An 18,075-nucleotide genomic window follows, 5' to 3' on the forward strand; every position below is an offset into this window, starting at 1 on the left:
ACCATGTTCGTTACCGTAATAACAACCATCATCACACTGATAACCTTCGCAGCCAACTCCGTATTGTGTCGCCTTGCATTACAAAACGGAGCAATTGACGCCTTGAACTTTACCACGATAAGACTCGTCTCCGGTGCAATAGTACTAATGCTCATCGTATCCATCAGAAGATCAGTAACAAACGAACACTCTCGGGGTAGTTGGCGCGCTGGCGGAATGCTTTTTCTTTACGCTATCACATTTTCCTATGCCTATAACTCGTTGAGCACTGGAACGGGTGCACTTATCTTATTCGCCTCAGTACAGCTGACTATGCTTATCTTTTCCTACCTGAAGGGGACAAGACTGAGCATACTTGAATGGTGCGGCGTTATCGTTGCATTCGGCGGATTTGTTTTCCTTGTCTTACCGGATATATCCTCTCCTTCAGCGAGCGGCTTTCTCTTAATGACAATAGCTGGGGTTGCTTGGGGATTCTATACGCTATTAGGAAAACACTCTCGGCATCCCCTACACGATACGACTTATAATTTTCTCCGAACATTACCGTTCGTCGTCATTGCCTTCGCCGCCACATTTATGCAAACGGACATAACCGTTGAAGGTATGATACTCGCTACCCTTTCTGGCAGCATCGCGTCTGCTGGCGGTTATACCGTTTGGTACATCGCATTACGAGGCTTAAACTCAACTCAGGCAGCCGTGATTCAATTGCTAGTGCCCGTCTTTGCAGCCCTTGGTGGCATTATGTTCGCGAATGAAGTATTAACCACTCGATTCATTATATCGACGCTGTTAATTTTGGGGGGACTAATGCTGGTTGCTTTAGAAAAGAAAAAATTGAGTTAATGACTTGGAAATTTAACCACAGCCAGCAACGAGGATGTTGTCTGGCCGCGTGGTACACTTGACGACTTATTAATTAATAAACGAAGAAGCCTGCCACATAACGATAGCTGATACTACGGCAGTTGCTTTAACAACGAACCAAAGATCATGAGCAATGCTTTTTGCGTTAAGTGAAGTTGCTTCTGTTTTACGAGTACGTGAAGCGAAACGAGTCAATGTTGCTGTATTCATCTTATCCTCCTTAAGGATGTTCGTGACCTACATCACAATTATTATCCTATGCGCGTAAAATTTCAACAAAATTGATCTGGAATAATGAATTTATTTAAATCCAGTGGAATTTGATGTAATTAAACAACATCTAAGATTGTTCTTCATCACGAATCGTCAGTACTTCATATCCTCCACGGGTAACTAACACTGTGTGTTCAAACTGCGCCGATAAGCTTCCATCATCCGTAACAACCGTCCAACCGTCGCTCAAACGTTTAGTCTTAGCAGTGCCCAAATTCAACATTGGTTCGATCGTAATCACCATCCCCTCAGTGAGCTGGATTCCTGTCCCAGCTATTCCCACGTGAAATACAGGCGGCTCTTCGTGCATCTCTCTGCCAATCCCATGACCGACATAATCACGAACAACAGTTAAACTATGAGATTCCGCAAAACTCTGAATCGCGTTGCCAATATCGCCAATATGGTTTCCCGGCTTGACTTGCTCGATACCACGCCACATTGCCTGATAAGCAGTATTAACCAAGTCTCGCGCCTGCTGACTTGCATTCGGCATGACATAGGTCTTACTGGAATCAGCCATATAACCGTTATGTTCCAAAGTGATATCGACATTAATAATATCCGTTGCTGACAGCTTTACATGTTTACTGGGGATACCATGACAGACAACGTCATTGACTGAGGTATTTAGCGAGAAAGGAAAGCCATGAAAGCCTTTAGTCGCAGGGTAAGCGTGGAGTTCATGCACAATAAATTCATGAGCTATATTGTTGATTTCAAGAGTCGAACGGCCTGGGGCAATAAATTGATCCAACATTTGAAACACCTTTGCCAGTAGACGACCCGAAGCACGCATTAATTCAATTTCATGTGACGACTTAATCGAGATAGATCGGCTCATCAATCACTCCTGTTCTACCGTATAGAATGGTGGAAATCTGAATCGTTATCATAAGCATAGCTGCTAATTTGCAATATTCTGATGAAATCTCACGGTTTTTTCGCATTGAGCTTGTTAATCTCAATTAAGTTTTAAATACTTTTACTGGTTTGTTAAAACGTAGGAAGTAGTAATGAACGAACACGAAAAACTCAACTATGTTGAACTCCCTTCGAGTGACCTTATGGCGACAAAGGCTTTTTTTACCGCCGTCTTTGATTGGAAGTTTGTCGATTACGGCGAGGACTATACCTGTTTTACCAAGCAAGGATTAGACGGCGGCTTTTATCGTTCAGACTTAACCTGTAACACTGAAAAAGGTTCAGCCTTACTGGTTTTTTATAGTGAAGACATCGACTGCACGCTAAAAAAAGTGTTGGTGCATGGCGGTACCATTGTAAAACAGATTTTTGAATTTCCCGGCGGTGTGCGTTTTCACTTTACCGAACCGAGTGGCAACGAGTTTGCTGTTTGGTCAGAACGTCGCTCGCCACACGGCAATGGCTGCGGTCTTTAACGCTCGGACTATCACAAGTGTATTGTTTAGACGACAATATCTGGCTTTTTGAAGGTGAACCCGTAAGATTTATGGGTTTACCTTACACGACCAGAATGACGGTAATTCGGTTAAGCGATCAATCGCTTTGGGTCCATAGCCCTATTCGCTTAACTAGTGAAATACAATACCAGATAGAACAGTTAGGTAGTGTAAAATATCTGGTCGCCCCTAACGCATTGCATCATCTGTTCCTTAACGATTGGCTGTCAGACTATCCACAAGCGTTACTATTTGGTACGAAAGGCGTTATTCAAAAGCGACCCGATATCCATTTTCAGCATACTTTAACTACTGACTTCTCCGCATTTTGGACTACTGATATTGAATTTTTACTTTTCACAGGTTCGAAAGTAATGGAAGAAGCCGTATTTTTCTACGCTGAGAGCAGAACGCTCATTGTGACGGACTTAATAGAGAATTTTTCACCCAAGAACATTCCCATTCTTAAAAGACCGTTGGCTAAAATGGCCGGTATCCTTACGCCTCACGGCAAAACCCCTTTGGATTGGCGCCTCACATTTTGTCGGAATAAAGATCAGGTTCGACGACACATAAAGCGTATTTCAAGCTGGAATCCAAAAACAATCGTCATGGCTCATGGTGAGATTATTACTCAAGATGCTTTGCCATTTTTGCATCGCTCGTTCGCTTGGGCGAATTAGTTACTTAAGATTTTGTTCTTACCAAGATATTCCCTAGGCGAACATCCTGCTACGGCCTTAAATTTGGTACTAAAATAATTACTGTCGTTGTACCCCACCCGGAATGCAACATCGGTTATCGATTTTCCATTTTTTAACATGGCCATTGCCCGGTGTACTCTGAGATGATTGATAAAGCGGTTGGTTGAAAGTCCAGTCAACTGAACAAGCTTACTACTTAATGCTTTTGGCGTGACTTTAAACATATCGCAAATATGATTAACTGAGAGATCCTGTTCGAAATAATTATTGCACAGATAAACAACGGATTTCATTAAAGGTGATTGATCGAACGATCCCACACTCAGCCTGTCGATTGAAAGTAACAGTTGTTCAAACAGAATCGATGCCATAATCGAGGCATGCACATCTTGCCGTTCATTTTCTTCTTTTATCCGTAGAGCGATGTTATTGAGTGGTTTGAAGTCGTCTTCAAGAATCATAAAATGGTTTTGATCGTTTTCGAGTTTTTTTATGACATCCGCAGAACTACGGCTTACTGAAAGAAAATCTTTGTTGTATGCAACATTCAACAAAATCAAATCCTGACTATCCGAAAACTGGTGATAATCACGTTCACTTACACAAGCGATAGTGTTAGGCAACATTACAGAAAAATCATCATTCACCGTATGGTTGCCAATACCTGAACTAACTAAGATCAGTTCACTAAAATCATGACGATGCTCAGGGTAATCCGCTTGAGGTTCCCTACGTAAAATATTGACGCTGTTTTTATAGCCGACGTATTCTTCAGATTTGAGAAATAGCATATTCATAATCAAGTTACCGATAACCTGAAATACTTTAGAGCCCTGAAAAAAACAAGCCGAGAGCAAGCTCTCAGCTTTGATTTTCTATAAAGCTTTTTTGTATAAACTGATAACCTGGTCACGGGTCATTGGCACTGGATTGCCACCTGCACAAGGGTCAGCTAGCGCATCATCGACCCAAAGCATCATATCTGCCTCTGTGATACCGAGTTCACCAAAACCCGCAGGTATGCCAACGCGCGTGTTCAAAGCTTTTAGAGCCTCAATTGCAGCAAAACTCGCTTCTTCATCGTTCATGCTCGATGTATCTACACCCATTGCGGCAGCCACTTTGGCAAACTTACCAACGCGTGAGGCGCGGTTAAATTCACTGACAATCGGCAACAATATTGCGTTACATACACCATGTGGGAGATCTTTCTGTGCCCCACCAGGGTGAGCCATCGCATGAACCATTCCAAGCCCCGCACTATTAAACGATAGCCCAGCGACAAACTGACCGAAAGCCATCATTTCTCGTGCCTCGATATCTTTACCATTATCAACAGCTTTGGGTAAGTTATCAGCGATAAGGCGTATGGACTCAAGTGAAATGTAATCAGTGAGCGTATGTGCACCAACTGACACATAAGACTCAACCGCATGTGTCAGCGCATCAATCCCGGTTGCTGCAGTAACACCCTGTGGAATACCGAGCATAACACTGGGATCGTTGACTGAAACATCTGGAATAATCTTATCGGATATAATCACATGCTTCACATGAGTTTTTGTATCCGTAATGACCGCGTTGCTGGTGACTTCTGCTGCGGTACCCGCTGTCGTATTAATCGCATACAGCGGTACGCCAATCTGCTTCACTTTTTCGACTCCATTAAAGTTAGCAATCGGTCCACTATTTGCTGATAAGATACGAATCGCTTTCGCCGTATCAATCGAACTACCCCCACCGAAACCAATAACATACTTTGCGCCCGCACTACTGAACTGATCAAACGCACGATTGACAGTATTAGTATCCGGGTTAGGTTTAACTTCATTGAATACGCACAGATTTAAAGCACTGCTCGTTAATTTGTCCGCAAAGCCAAATTGAACCATTGCAGGATCGCAAATGAGCAGACCTGGTTGCTCTCCATGTTGATCAAAAATCCGTTCGATAAGGGCTTCTATCGCCCCTACACCTGCTAAGTTAATTCTTGGAAATGCTAGTTTGAAAACAGACATGTTTGCCTCACAAATTGAATTCTCGTTTTAATATCGCCATATTTTCTTCGGTAACGCCCTCGGGATCGAAACCCGCAGATAAACACTTCAGATAGAGTTTGGCACCTTTATTAGCAACATCGATATAGTCAAATGCGACCAAAACATCGTTACCTGACGCCGTTGCACCATGCTTTTCCCAAATCGCGACATCGTGGGTCAACAAAGATGCAGTTGTTCTGTCTGCCAACTCTTCGGAGGAAGGTAAGCAATAAGGAATCATACCTACCCCTTTGGGTACAAATGCGCGGACTTCTGGTAGCATCTTCCAGCAAGTATGAGTAAACAACTCACTACTTTTCGAGATATCTGGGTGATGAGAGAGTGCGATTAACTCTAGCGGATGAGTGTGTACAACCGACTTATCCGATGAACCTTGAGCACGCTTTGCTTCAAGAATTTTTATATGGCTAATAAATTCAGAAGTCGGTGCAAAATTATCGGCCGCACTCCCGCCCCAGAGAATAAAGAAACCATCGGCTCTTGGGTTTATTTTGAGAATGCATCCTGCATATCCAGGTTCACGTAATTCGCGAATACGCTGCCCAGTACCTTTCACAAAATAAATACGCCCTGCGCAACTTGCTGGCATGGCTAAAGGTAAAGGACGCTCTTCACTTGTCACGGTAACATCACCGATTATATCCGTCAGATCGACCGAAATATTACCGCCGTTTCGCTCTGCCCATTCTCTTTGCCAAAGGTATTGGGATACTTCACGAACTTTCTCGATCTCAAGTTTTACTGCATCGTTTAATGTAATCATTTTAAATAAAATACCTCGGTTAAATCTCTTGATACGGGTGAGTTATCAGCATTAGATGGCATTACATCCTTCATATAAGCCCACCACTCTTTACATATTTCTGTATCCGCAATTGCTGCCCATTTTTCTTCACTTTCCACTTCGGCGTAGCCAAACAACATATTCTGTTCAGCAAACAAATGGATGGAGTAATTCGACACTCCATGTGAAGAAAGCAGCTCTGACATTGCCTGCCAAAGATCGTCGTGGCGCTTCTTGTACTCAACGTGACAATCTGGGTTTACAAACATCAGAAATGCTTTTCTAATCATATTTTTCTCCTTAGACCGCCATACCCATACCTACGATATTGGCGGCAGCAGTGATGACCAACAGACCTAAAATGAGGATTCTTACCGGACGAGTACCAACGCCTTTCCACTCTGCCATGACTAAGCCAATCACACCGCCAAACAGAACGTAACCAGACATATGCAACATCCAGTTGATATAGCCGAGATTTTCAGGAACAGAGGCTTCACCCCAACCATAGAAGAAGAATTGCAGATACCACATAATTCCGCCCATCGCGCTGAACAGAAGGTTTCTGATAAGAAGGCTTTTACCGATTGAGATATCATGTCTAATTGAGATTTCTTTCTTAGTGACGATGTTAAAAATACAGAAGCCGAAATTAACGATCGCACCGCCCCCCATGATGAAACCATAAGCAGGCATAGCGACGTATAGATAGTTAATTCCCAGAGCTTCAGACTGTGCCCTAATCGGACCAGCAGCGTCTAAGCCAAACGCGAATCCTGCCGAGAAAATCCCACATATGATGGCAAGCGTAACGCCTTTGCGTAAGTTAAATTCCTCCGCTTTCTGCCCCATTGCTTTTTCTTTGGCATTCCCAGCAAAAGTGACGATTGCAATACCAACCAAAGCAACGGCAATACCCAGCATTGTTAATGTGCTACCGTTTGAGCTCATTAATTCGCCAAATTTACCCTTGATAATGGGTGGCAATAGTGTCCCTACCGCCAGGTTTAAGCCGATCGCAATACCAATACCCATGGAAAGACCAAGATAACGCATTGTCAGACCGTAAGTGATGTTACCTATCCCCCAAAGCGCGCCACAGAACATCAGCATGGCGAACGTTGATAAGGGAATATCGGCGTAAAATTCAGCCAAATTGGGTACCAGCATAGACGTAACAATCCATGGCATGAGTACCCATGAAAATAAACCACCGATTGACCACATTAACTCCCATGACCAGCCCTGAACCTTTTTGTATGGAGCGTAAAAGGCGGCTGCGGATGCTGCACCTACCAGGTGCCAACCAATACCAGCTACTACAGACATAATGATTTTCCTTATATTTTTTATGTAGGGTCGAAGAAGTACGCCCCTCTCTAATCGAAAAGGGCTAGCTGTGCTTAGCGTGTCGCCAACACGGTTGCTTCGTAGTCTTTCACTTGATTCATCCAGTCAAAACCCACTGGTACACCTTGTTTCATGCAGTAGTAATCCCAAACAGCGGGCCAAGGCAGTGAGTGCATTTCTTCGGTTAAACCAAGACGTGTAGAGTAATCAAAGTCTTGTTCGGCTTTACGTAAAGTCTCAGTGGGTTCCAGAAGTGCTTTTAATAGCGCCTTCTGTGCGTTTCTTGTTCCAACTACCCATGCTGCGATACGGTTGATTGACGCGTCGAAGAAGTCCAAACCGATGGAGACACGTTCGGTCAGATCATTACGGACGATTTCGCGCATGATCGCTTGAGTCTCATCATCAAAAGCTACAACGTGATCCGAGTCCCAACGGACTGGGCGCGTAACATGTAGCAACAGATTCTTCACATAGAGTGATACCGCTGAAATCTTATCGCTGATGACTTCAGTTGGATGGAAGTGCCCTGCATCCAAGCAAAGTGCTGTGTTACGTGTTGAGGCATACGCCAGATAAAACTCATTGCTTCCGACTGTGTATGCTTCTGCGCCGATACCGAAGAGTTTGCACTCCACAGCATCACGGTGATAACGCTCATCAATCTTTTCGGTAAGTGCCACATCTAACGCGTCAATCAATCTTTGTCGTGGTGCCAGACGATCAATCGGTTGATCCTTCATGCCGTCAGGAATCCAGATATTCATTGTGGAAGGTGTACCTAACTCACGACCAAAATATTCAGAGATTTTTCGTGAAGCTTTAACATGGTCAATCCAGAATTGACGTACTTCTTCTTTCGGATGTGACAGTGTAAAACCATCATCTGCCAGAGGATGGGAGAACAGCGTAGGGTTGAAATCTAACCCTAAGTTATGTTTTTTCGCCCACTCAACCCAGCTGGTAAAATGCTCTGGTGTAATTTGGTCACGCTCGACTTTCTCCTCACTGTCGAGGTAGATAGCGTGTAGATTGAGGCGTTTTTTCCCTGGAATCAGAGAAAAGGCTTTTTCAAGGTCAGCGCGTAGCTCTGCGGGTGTCGTTGCAGCACCAGGATAGTTACCTGTTGCCTGAATACCACCGCTCAAAGCGATATCTGGTGACTCAAAGCCCTTCACATCATCGCCCTGCCAACAGTGCATCGAAATTGGCGTTTGATCGAGTTGTTGCAACACATCATCAGTATCGACACCATACGCACTAAACACTTCTTTGGCATAGTCATATGCTGATTGGATTTGTGTATCTTTCATTGTTCCACCCTATTCACTTAATTAATTGGTATTGGGATTTAATGTTGTCGAGATCCACGATTTCACGTGGTGAATAAAATTTAACCTGCGATGAGGCATGTATAATCTGCCGACCTTCTTCAAGACAGGAGACCATGTCCAACGCAATAAATTGGTTGATTACGTTACCCAACACGGATGCTTCAGTCGGCTCTGTCGCTACTTCTATCCCGCATACATCCGCACAAAGCTGATTCAGGAATTGGTCTTGAGTACCGCCGCCAACGATGCGAAGCTGTTTGATGGTTCTCCCTGAGGCGTAAGACAATTGTGTTAACGCGTCATCATAAGCAAGCACTAAGCTGTCATAGATACAGCGCACGATTTCCGCTAAGGTTTGTGGTCCAGGTTGATCTCGTTGCGTGAACCAGTTCTTGATAGCCTGTGTCATAGAATCCGGATTAAGGAAGGCGTCGTCATTGGCATTGATAACGTATTTAAATGGCTCAGCCTGACCTGCGAGCAGAGCAATATCCGAAAATGTAAGTGATAGATTCTCCGCTTTAATTCGTTGAATCAGCCAGAGCCCCATGATGTTCTTCAGCACACGATAGCGACCGTCGACCCCGCCTTCGTTGGTTAAATTCGCTTCGAATGCCGACGAATTGGTAAAGGGTATTTCGCTCTCAATTCCGACTAAAGACCATGTTCCCGAACTTAGATAGGCGGTATGTTCATCGGTTAAAGGTGTCGCAGCGACTGCAGAAGCCGTATCATGGCTCGCAACCGAGCAAACTGGGATCTGAATATCCGCGAGCTGGTATTGTCCAATAATGCGGTTTGGCATTTTAGGTGGAAGGAACCAATTGAGCTTCGCACCGCAAGCATCAATAAGTTGCTTGTTCCACGTTTTCTCATGGCAATCCAGCAACTGACTGGTTGAAGCATTGGTATATTCGCAATGCTTAACACCGCACAATTTGTAATTTAGGTAGTCTGGAATAAAAAGTAGAGTGTCAATATCATCAAACCACTCAGGTTTCTGATCCGAAATCGCTTTGAGTTGATTGATGGTGTTGAATGTTAAAAATTGAATACCCGACATACCATAGATGTCGCGTTTACTCAGGCCGTTGTCGCCTTCCAGTTTTTCTTGCGAGCCCTGTGTTCTCGCATCTCGATAGCTGACAAATTCACCAAGATGTTTGCCAAATTTATCCAGTAATACAAAGTCCACTCCCCATGAATCAATCCCTAGTGAGCATATGTCGTATTCCGATGCCAATGCCTTGTTAATACCCACTTTGATTTCTTCAAGAATCGAGTACAGATCCCAGCAGGATTCATTACCATGCATGACCTGCTGATTGGTAAATCGATGAAATTCTTTTAAACCAATTTGTTTTCCATCCAGATAACCCACCATTACGCGGCCACTGGATGCGCCTAAATCGATAGCAATCACGCCTTTCATTTTTCAAACCCTCGTAAAGTACAGGGTTATTTAAGCGAATTTAACGAATGAATAACTTCAAAAAAAATCATCAGTTAGATGAATCGAGGAATATTTTTAAAGATAGAAATGTGTGTTGTCACAAAACTGACAAGAAATGATATGGGGAAATAGAGGGTGGTTTTAAAAAGGAAAAAGCCAAAGTAAGGGTTGCTTTGGCTTATGGTAATAATATTATTTCAATAAATTCAATGCACTATCGTCATCTACTGGCTTACTGAAATAGTAGCCTTGATAATAATCGGCTTGAAGGTCATGTAAACGGGCTAGCTGTTCTGGTTCTTCAATCCCTTCAGCGATGACTTTACAACCAATCAAATGCGACATTTTCGTCACCGCATCAACGATATTCTCATCGCGGTCATCGTTGCAGATATGGTCAATATACATCTTATCGATTTTGATATAGTCAACATCCAGACTTTTTAGTACTGATATCGAAGAGAATCCAGTACCAAAGTCGTCAATTGAAATGGAAACGCCACGCTTCTTGGTTTCTCGAATGACTCTTGAAAGTTTTTCGAGGTTCTCAATCATCACCGTTTCTGTTATTTCCAGATGGATGTTTTGTGTATTAACGTCGTATTTCGATACGAGAAAATCTAAGTATTCGACGAAGTCATCTTCAAGAAACTGAATCACAGATACGTTGATTGACATCGACTTATCAGGAAAGTCTTGGTTAATTCGGTGTAACATCGCAATCGATGTTTTTAAAACAAAGCGGCCAAGCGGAATGATCAGCCCGTGTTCTTCGGCAATATCGATAAACTCAGCCGGTGAGATGAATTCGCCGTTTAGATTCCAACGCACTAATGCTTCAAAACCTGCGATTTCATTGGTTGGAACGCTGACTATCGGTTGATAACTCATGTAAAAACCTTCGCCGTCGATAGATTGTTCCATTGCATTTCGTAAATATTCTTTACGCTGATTTTTTAACTGAATTTCATCGTTGAAGTGGCATACTTTTATGTTGTTTTGCTTACCTTCTCGCACCGCGTTGTAAGCATTGCGAATGGCGTCCAGTACCTCAATATCTTCTTTAAAGGTGTAAACACCAATATGGAATGTCGGCGTAACTTTGATATTGTTCTGCTTAATTTCTTTAATTAACGATTCTTCGAGGTATTTGAGAAACTCTTTAATTGCAATACGGGAATTGGCTGCGAGATAAACAATAAATTCGTCACTCCCCCAACGACCAGAAATCGAATCATAATAACGATCGATATCAGTAAGACGCTTACCCAACGTTGACAAGACATAATCACCAAAAATGTGCCCATAAGTATCGTTGATGACTTTAAACCCACGCATATCGATGTACAGAACCGAATGAATAGGCTGGTTTAAATCGAAAGGATCATTAAGAAGTAATTCAACTTTCGATACGAAACTATTCCGGTTATTAATTTCGGTAAGCATATCCTTTTGTTCAAGACGCACAATCTGACTGGTTCTTTCCTTTACCTTGCCTTCAAGATTATTAACCAGTGAATCGAGTTTGACCTGATTCTCAACGCCATTGCGAATGTATTTAGCGCACTGATAAGAGCTCACAATTAGAGCCATCCAAAAACCGACACCTAAAATGCCCAATGCTGTGCGATCTGGGTCCTGATCGGAAATAAGAAGAATGCTGTAAGGCAGAACAGTTATGGTCGTAAAAGAGAGGGAGGACTTTAGATCGGCATTCAGTAATGTCGCACCGCCACCTGCCATTCCACAGAAGACAACAATCGTGACCATTTCTTCCTTAACGGAAAATGCCTGATGAAATATGTAGGGAAATATGGCCCATACGATGCCTGCCATAACGACACCAACAAAGTGCATCTTCATTTTTGATTGGTACTGATTGTCCGCCAAAAAATGAACACCAAGTCGATAGCATCCTACCGCGATAATCATGCACAACCATAAATATTTGTAATTCACAACGACGTTCTCGTAAAGGCTACTAAAAACAATAACCGATGCGACAAAGATGTTGACGATGACAGCAACCACCATATTAGCTGAGAAAACTCTCAATCGTTCCTGTTCGTACATATTTCTTAATTCCTGAAAACACTCCTTAACCCATTAAAACGCTTTTACTGGATTTATCAACTAATATTGTAGGGAAATAGACTTTTCGAACAAAATGGCAGCAAAATCACTAACAAATGCTAATTATTGAGTAAAAATCTCAGTTTATGATTAACTTGGCGTTGCTTTAGTTGCATTAAATAAAATGGCGAGCCGCAAGGCTCGCCATTTTATTTACTATTTTATTGATTAACTATTGGCTTTGCGCCATCGCCGAGGGTTTGTAGGCACTGTATTCAGATTTTAGTCCAAGTACCAGGCTGAAACACATCAGTAGAAGAATGAAGTTGAATGGCAACGCCGTTGCAACTACCCCCGACTGAAGGGCCTGAAGCGCTTCTTGACCACCAATCCACAGCATCGCACCAGCGATTGCGCCCTCGATACTCGCCCAGAAAATACGTTGTGGTACAGGCGCATCTACTTTACCACCAGCAGTAATACTATCGATAACCAGTGACCCCGAGTCAGACGATGTTACGAAGAACACCAATATCAGAGCAATCGAGATGATAGAAATCACACTACCAAATGGCAATTGGTCATAAACATAGAACAACGTTAATGAAATATCGGTTAAACCTTTTGTACCCAGCTCACCTACTTTGTTAATAACCTGATCAAGCGCGATACCACCAAATACACCCATCCAAACCATAGTAACCAGTGTTGGAATCAGTACAACCGCTAAGAGGAACTCACGTACTGTACGACCACGAGATACACGTGCGATAAACATACCTACGAATGGTGACCATGAAATCCACCACGCCCAGTAGAATACAGTCCAAGCGTGCATCCAATCTTCATCTTCACGGCCATGAGGGTTACTCAATGGGATAATATTTTCAACATAGCCAAGGAACGTATCTTTGATCGAAGCAAACGCAACGTCATAAGTTACCGCGACAATAAATACAAACAGCGCAGCAGCGAATACCATATTGATGTTACTCAGCAGCTTCACACCGCCATCAATACCACGTACAACCGAACCAATCGCAATCAGTGTAACAAATACGATAACACCAAGTTGCATCCCGATACCGCCATCAGTACCGAATACATAGTTAATACCGCTGGTAGCCTGCTGTGCACCTAGTCCAAGCGATGTCGCCAGACCAAATAATGTCGCTAGTACCGATAAAATATCGATAACGTGTCCCAACCAACCCCAAGCGCGGTCACCAAAAACGGGATAGAAAACAGAGCGCATTGAGAGAGGTAAGCCTTTGTTAAAGGCAAAGAATGCAAGGCCCAAAGCAACAATCGCGTAAATCGCCCAGCCATGAACACCCCAGTGAAATATTGTTGCACCCAGTGCCATTGACTTGGCTTCTGGCGTGAATGGCTCGACATTCATCGGCGTACCATACCAATCAGTGAAGTACGCAGTTGGCTCTGCAACACCCCAGAACAGAAGACCAATACCCATACCTGCCGCAAAGAGCATCGCAATCCAGGACGTGGTCGAATAATCAGGAGTAGCGTCTTTACCGCCAAGTCTGATTTTACCGAACGGTGAAAACATCAGAACAACGGTGAAAATAAGGAAGAAGTTGGTAGACCACATAAATAGACCATCGAAGTCGTCAATGATGGCATTACGCAGCGTATCTAGTGCACCTTTCGCTGTAGCAGGATCAACAACAAGTACGGCAGCTAAAAACAGAAGTATAAGTCCGGCGCTAATCCCAAATACCGGATTGTGGATGTCGAATCCCCACTTCTGAACGTTATCCTGACCTACTTGGTAGTCAGTTGTGTCAATACTGTATTTCTTAAATACATTACTCATATTAGTCACTTAAAATGTTTTGTCATCAATGCTTTTGGCAATATTTGTCGGTTTTGAAATCCTTTTCAAACTCATTAATATTTAGTACCCAAAGCGTTATCGAAACAAATAATAGCAAAAAATAGTGACAATAATCAAGTTTTTGTCGATTTAATGGCTTTTATAGCGTTTATGAGAATCAAAAAACACAAAAATATACTTAGTAAACGAAACATTATAACACTCTCATTCTCTCCACTTTCGTTGCTTATTCACTGTTCAGAAGCGAAACGTAATTGCCTCACAGCATTCAAGATGATCGCGCGAGATAGAGAGTAAGGTTGCGAGTTGACGATAGTATGACGAATGTCCGACAACCAACAGAGAATGATCAAAGCCACGATAGCGATCGATAAACTCCTGAATACGCGCCTGCAGATGCATCAAGGTTTCGGCACTGCGCTCGCTTTCGAGCAATAAGCGGTTTTCCTGAGTCTTAAGCATGCCATCCAGATTGCCAAAGTCTCTTTCAATTAAAAGAGGCTCGCTAATCACCTGTTCGAATTCGTATTGGTCAGTAAAGTATTCAACAGTCTGTTTGGCACGTAACAAGGGGCTATGAACCAGAACGGTGGGACGTTGTTGAGCGATCAATTTATAGGCTGCGGTTAATCGCTCTTGCTCTATACCGATGATAGGAATGTCTTGATGTCCAGCAAAACGATTCTGTTGGCTGTACTCGGTCGTACCATGCCTTACATAAATACAATCAGTCATGGTGTCACCCTCCTTTATCGAAACTGCTTGTTTATATTCAGGTAATGTCGGGTTGTTATGTTAAGTATTGCAGTGATTTATCGGTATGCCCATTAATTTATCGAAATGACACAGAATTAACATTTTCTCCCTCCTCGCGACGCATGCGATCCTATTATTGACTAGTAAGCAATTGTAATAATAACAATAACTGGACATGTGTTATGCAAAGTCACCCTCAACATCTCTACAAGCAACTCATTGAGCAACTCTCCGTTACCATTTCTGCGGAACGAATAATTACAGACGAAGCAAAACGGCTTGCCTACGGTACAGACGCAAGTTTTTACCGGCTCATTCCCCAGTTGGTACTCAAATTAAAGTCTCTCGAAGAGATCATATTCACGATTAAATGCTGTAACAGCCTCGATATACCGTTCACATTTCGCGCGGCCGGAACCAGCCTTTCTGGTCAGGCTATATCGGATTCGGTGCTTATCACGCTAACCGATGACTGGCGTAACCATGATATACGTGAGAATGGCAAAAAAATTCTCCTCCAACCGGGCGTAATCGGCGCTGATGCTAATCGCTATCTTGCTCCATTTGCTCGGAAAATAGGTCCAGACCCAGCCTCAATCAATGCCTGTAAAATTGGTGGTATTGCTGCAAACAACGCGAGTGGAATGTGTTGCGGTACGGCTCAGAACTCTTATCGCACGGTTTCCGACATGACCATTGTTTTATCTGATGGCTTTATATTAGACACGTCGAGCAAACAGAGTATTGAAGACTTCAAGCAAAGTCATTCACAGCTCTACAAGGGTATTGCCCAACTCAGTAAAGAGACACAGACAAACAATGCATTAACGCAGCGAATTAAGCACAAGTACCGGTTAAAGAATACGACTGGGTACGCGTTAAATTCACTGGTCGATTATCAAGACCCGATTGACATAATCAAACATCTAATGATTGGTTCCGAAGGAACTCTGGGGTTTATCGCCGATATTACCTATAACACAGTTGAAGAACATGCGCACAAGGCATCAACGCTGTTGGTTTTCTCCGATATAGAGCTTGCCAGCCAAGCTGTGATAGAACTGGCCAAGCAGCCGGTCTCGGCGGTTGAAATGATGGACGGTAGAGCGCTGCGTTCAGTCTCCGATAAACCCGGAATGCCAGATTTTATTTCCAAGCTAGACCTCAATGCTGCCGCACTACTGATTGAAGTTCGTGCGCATTCCCATGCCGCTCTTAAAAGCCAATGCGACGACGTCATGCAATGTATGGCTCTCAACAAGATAATCGAGTCAGTCGAATTTACTTCAGAGCCATCTGTCGTTGCATCACTATGGAATATCCGCAAAGGAATGTTTCCTGCGGTTGGTGCTGTACGCGAAGTCGGTACCACCGTCATTATTGAAGACGTGGCATTTCCGGTAGAGCAGCTAGCAAACGGTGTTAAAGACTTAACAAGCCTGTTTGAAAAATATCACTATTCCGAAGCCATCATTTTTGGTCACGCCCTGGAAGGTAATCTTCATTTTGTGTTCACTCAGGGCTTCGAGAATCCACAAGAAGTCGAACGATATCGTTATTTTATGGAAGATGTGGCCCAACTTGTCGCCATAAAATATGAAGGTTCACTAAAGGCAGAACATGGAACCGGAAGAAATATGGCACCCTATGTCGAATTAGAATGGGGCAAAGATGGTTATCAGTTAATGGAGTCCATTAAGCAGTTATTTGATCCCAAAGGCCTGCTCAATCCAGGCGTGATTATTAATCAGGATAAGCAATCGCACATTACCCATTTAAAACCGATGCCACCCGCCGACAATCTAGTTGACCGCTGTATCGAATGTGGCTTTTGTGAACCGGTGTGTCCTTCACGTACACTCTCTCTTACGCCGCGACAGCGTATTGTACTATTTAGAGAGTTACAGCGAAGAAAGACAGCGGGAGACCAGTCATCGGCAAAAGAGTTGGAGCAGACGTTCGAGTATCAGGGAATCGATACTTGTGCAGCGACAGGACTGTGTTCACTGCGTTGTCCCGTGGGTATTAATACTGGCGACTTAGTGAAGAAACTGCGTAGAGAAAAATACCAAAAATTTACCCCGATAGCCCGCTGGACAGCCAATCACTTTGCAACAACGACCAAAGCAGTGAGCGCTGGACTGGTTATAAACCGAATCTCGACACGCGTACTTGGTGAACAGAATATGCTTAGCGTAACCAGCAAGCTTCGGCAGTTGTCAAAACAGCGTATTCCTCAGTGGCTACCTGAAATGCCGACTAGCAATCGATTTAATCTAAGCACCCTACCTAGTCAATTTCATCATAAAAAGGTGGTTTATGCTCCTTCCTGTGCATCGAGAACCATGGGACCACAAAATAGCAGTAAGGAACCTCGTCCTCTGACTCAAGTATTTACATCAGTATTGGAAAAAGCAGGTTATGAGGTCATTTTACCCGATGAACTTAATGAGCAATGTTGTGGCATGCCCTACGACAGCAAGGGAATGACCGATTTGGCTACGCAGAAGTTGCAGCAATTTGAGCAGGTACTCTGGCAAGCATCGGCTCATGGTCAGTACCCCATAGTGATGGACACCAGCCCTTGTGCCAAACGAAGTATCGATAATCTAACGCACAACATGACGATTTATGAACCCTGCGATTTTGCTTTGCAGCATTTGGTACCTGAATTGTCATTGGAGCCGAAACAGGAAACCATCATGCTCCATATTACATGCAGTACTCGACACCTTGGCCTCGAATCACAGATGATTGCATTAGCAAAAGCGTGCGCATCTGAGGTGATCATCCCTGAACATATCGAATGTTGCGCCTGGTCAGGTGACAAAGGGTTTACCACGCCAGAGCTTAATGCTGCAGCCACTGCTCCGCTAAAAAGTCAGGTACCTGAAACTTGCCAGCGAGGCTTTAGTAATAGTCGAACCTGTGAGATTGGCCTGTCGCATCATAGTGGAATTCCATACCAGTCACTGCTGTATTTACTTGATGAAGTGAGCACAGCAAAAACAATGGCGTAAACATCTATAGGTGAAAAAAAATCAGATTTATTGAAAAATTTTAAAAATACACAGTGATGGCGAAGGCACATTGAAGGCTTTTAGCGTCTTCCCCATCGCATAAAACCAGCAAATACAGC

Annotated in this window: 16 protein-coding genes; 4 read left to right on the forward strand and 12 right to left on the reverse strand. The window is 43.4% G+C overall.

The features are described from left to right. Positions 1-3 precede the first annotated feature (3 nt). Positions 4-849 carry a DMT family transporter gene (locus EES38_RS17355; protein WP_208020475.1) on the forward strand — a complete coding sequence of 282 codons (846 nt, stop codon included), beginning with the start codon at positions 4-6 and terminating at the stop codon, positions 847-849. Between the two features lie 69 nt (positions 850-918). On the opposite strand, the gene EES38_RS22230 is transcribed toward EES38_RS17355, so the two are convergent. After that, positions 919-1,080: a hypothetical protein gene (locus EES38_RS22230; RefSeq protein WP_166434303.1), complete on the reverse strand. Its 162-nt coding sequence runs from the start codon at positions 1,078-1,080 to the stop codon at positions 919-921. Between the two features lie 130 nt (positions 1,081-1,210). Then, positions 1,211-1,987, reverse strand: a complete 777-nt coding sequence (gene map / locus EES38_RS17360; RefSeq protein ID WP_124938485.1) for a type I methionyl aminopeptidase — start codon at positions 1,985-1,987, stop codon at positions 1,211-1,213. Positions 1,988-2,159: 172 nt separating this feature from the next. On the opposite strand from map, the gene EES38_RS17365 reads away from it, so the two are divergent. Together EES38_RS17365 and EES38_RS17370 are read left to right on the forward strand one after the other, a co-directional pair. Then, entirely contained in the window at positions 2,160-2,543 is a 384-nt protein-coding gene (locus EES38_RS17365; protein WP_124938486.1) for a VOC family protein, read from the forward strand. A gap of 17 nt (positions 2,544-2,560) precedes the next feature. Then, positions 2,561-3,247, forward strand: coding sequence for a DUF4336 domain-containing protein (locus tag EES38_RS17370; RefSeq protein ID WP_124938487.1), 687 nt, complete (start codon positions 2,561-2,563; stop codon positions 3,245-3,247). Here EES38_RS17370 and EES38_RS17375 read toward each other — a convergent pair. The 10 genes from EES38_RS17375 to EES38_RS17420 form a co-directional block, all read right to left on the reverse strand. Continuing rightward, entirely contained in the window at positions 3,244-4,065 is an 822-nt protein-coding gene (locus tag EES38_RS17375) for a helix-turn-helix domain-containing protein (RefSeq protein WP_124938488.1), read from the reverse strand. The genes EES38_RS17370 and EES38_RS17375 overlap by 4 nt on opposite strands. A gap of 78 nt (positions 4,066-4,143) precedes the next feature. After that, on the reverse strand, positions 4,144-5,286 hold the full coding sequence (locus tag EES38_RS17380) for an iron-containing alcohol dehydrogenase (RefSeq protein WP_124938489.1): 1,143 nt from the start codon (positions 5,284-5,286) through the stop codon (positions 4,144-4,146). 7 nt (positions 5,287-5,293) lie between these two features. Beyond that, positions 5,294-6,091 carry a rhamnulose-1-phosphate aldolase gene (gene rhaD / locus EES38_RS17385; RefSeq protein ID WP_124938490.1) on the reverse strand — a complete coding sequence of 266 codons (798 nt, stop codon included), beginning with the start codon at positions 6,089-6,091 and terminating at the stop codon, positions 5,294-5,296. Beyond that, complete coding sequence (gene rhaM, locus EES38_RS17390) at positions 6,088-6,402, reverse strand: L-rhamnose mutarotase (RefSeq protein ID WP_124938491.1); 315 nt, start codon at positions 6,400-6,402, stop codon at positions 6,088-6,090. The genes rhaD and rhaM overlap by 4 nt, the downstream gene beginning before the upstream one ends. Before the next feature lie 10 nt (positions 6,403-6,412). Continuing rightward, complete coding sequence (locus tag EES38_RS17395; RefSeq protein ID WP_208020476.1) at positions 6,413-7,441, reverse strand: L-rhamnose/proton symporter RhaT; 1,029 nt, start codon at positions 7,439-7,441, stop codon at positions 6,413-6,415. 74 nt (positions 7,442-7,515) lie between these two features. Then, positions 7,516-8,775, reverse strand: a complete 1,260-nt coding sequence (locus tag EES38_RS17400) for an L-rhamnose isomerase (RefSeq protein WP_124938493.1) — start codon at positions 8,773-8,775, stop codon at positions 7,516-7,518. Positions 8,776-8,788: 13 nt separating this feature from the next. Then, entirely contained in the window at positions 8,789-10,228 is a 1,440-nt protein-coding gene (gene rhaB, locus EES38_RS17405) for a rhamnulokinase (protein WP_124938494.1), read from the reverse strand. Between the two features lie 213 nt (positions 10,229-10,441). Then, positions 10,442-12,322, reverse strand: coding sequence for a putative bifunctional diguanylate cyclase/phosphodiesterase (locus EES38_RS17410; RefSeq protein WP_124938495.1), 1,881 nt, complete (start codon positions 12,320-12,322; stop codon positions 10,442-10,444). Positions 12,323-12,554: 232 nt separating this feature from the next. After that, positions 12,555-14,159, reverse strand: coding sequence for a BCCT family transporter (locus EES38_RS17415; RefSeq protein WP_124938496.1), 1,605 nt, complete (start codon positions 14,157-14,159; stop codon positions 12,555-12,557). A gap of 258 nt (positions 14,160-14,417) precedes the next feature. Beyond that, positions 14,418-14,915 carry a histidine phosphatase family protein gene (locus EES38_RS17420; RefSeq protein WP_124938497.1) on the reverse strand — a complete coding sequence of 166 codons (498 nt, stop codon included), beginning with the start codon at positions 14,913-14,915 and terminating at the stop codon, positions 14,418-14,420. Positions 14,916-15,118: 203 nt separating this feature from the next. On the opposite strand from EES38_RS17420, the gene EES38_RS17425 reads away from it, so the two are divergent. Next, a complete protein-coding gene (locus EES38_RS17425; protein ID WP_124938498.1) occupies positions 15,119-17,956 on the forward strand; it encodes an FAD-binding and (Fe-S)-binding domain-containing protein in 2,838 nt (945 codons plus the stop codon). The last annotated feature ends 119 nt before the right edge of the window (positions 17,957-18,075 follow it).

It is taken from the genome of Vibrio viridaestus, from assembly GCF_003856525.1.
In the GTDB taxonomy this organism is placed as follows: Bacteria; Pseudomonadota; Gammaproteobacteria; order Enterobacterales; family Vibrionaceae; genus Vibrio; species Vibrio viridaestus.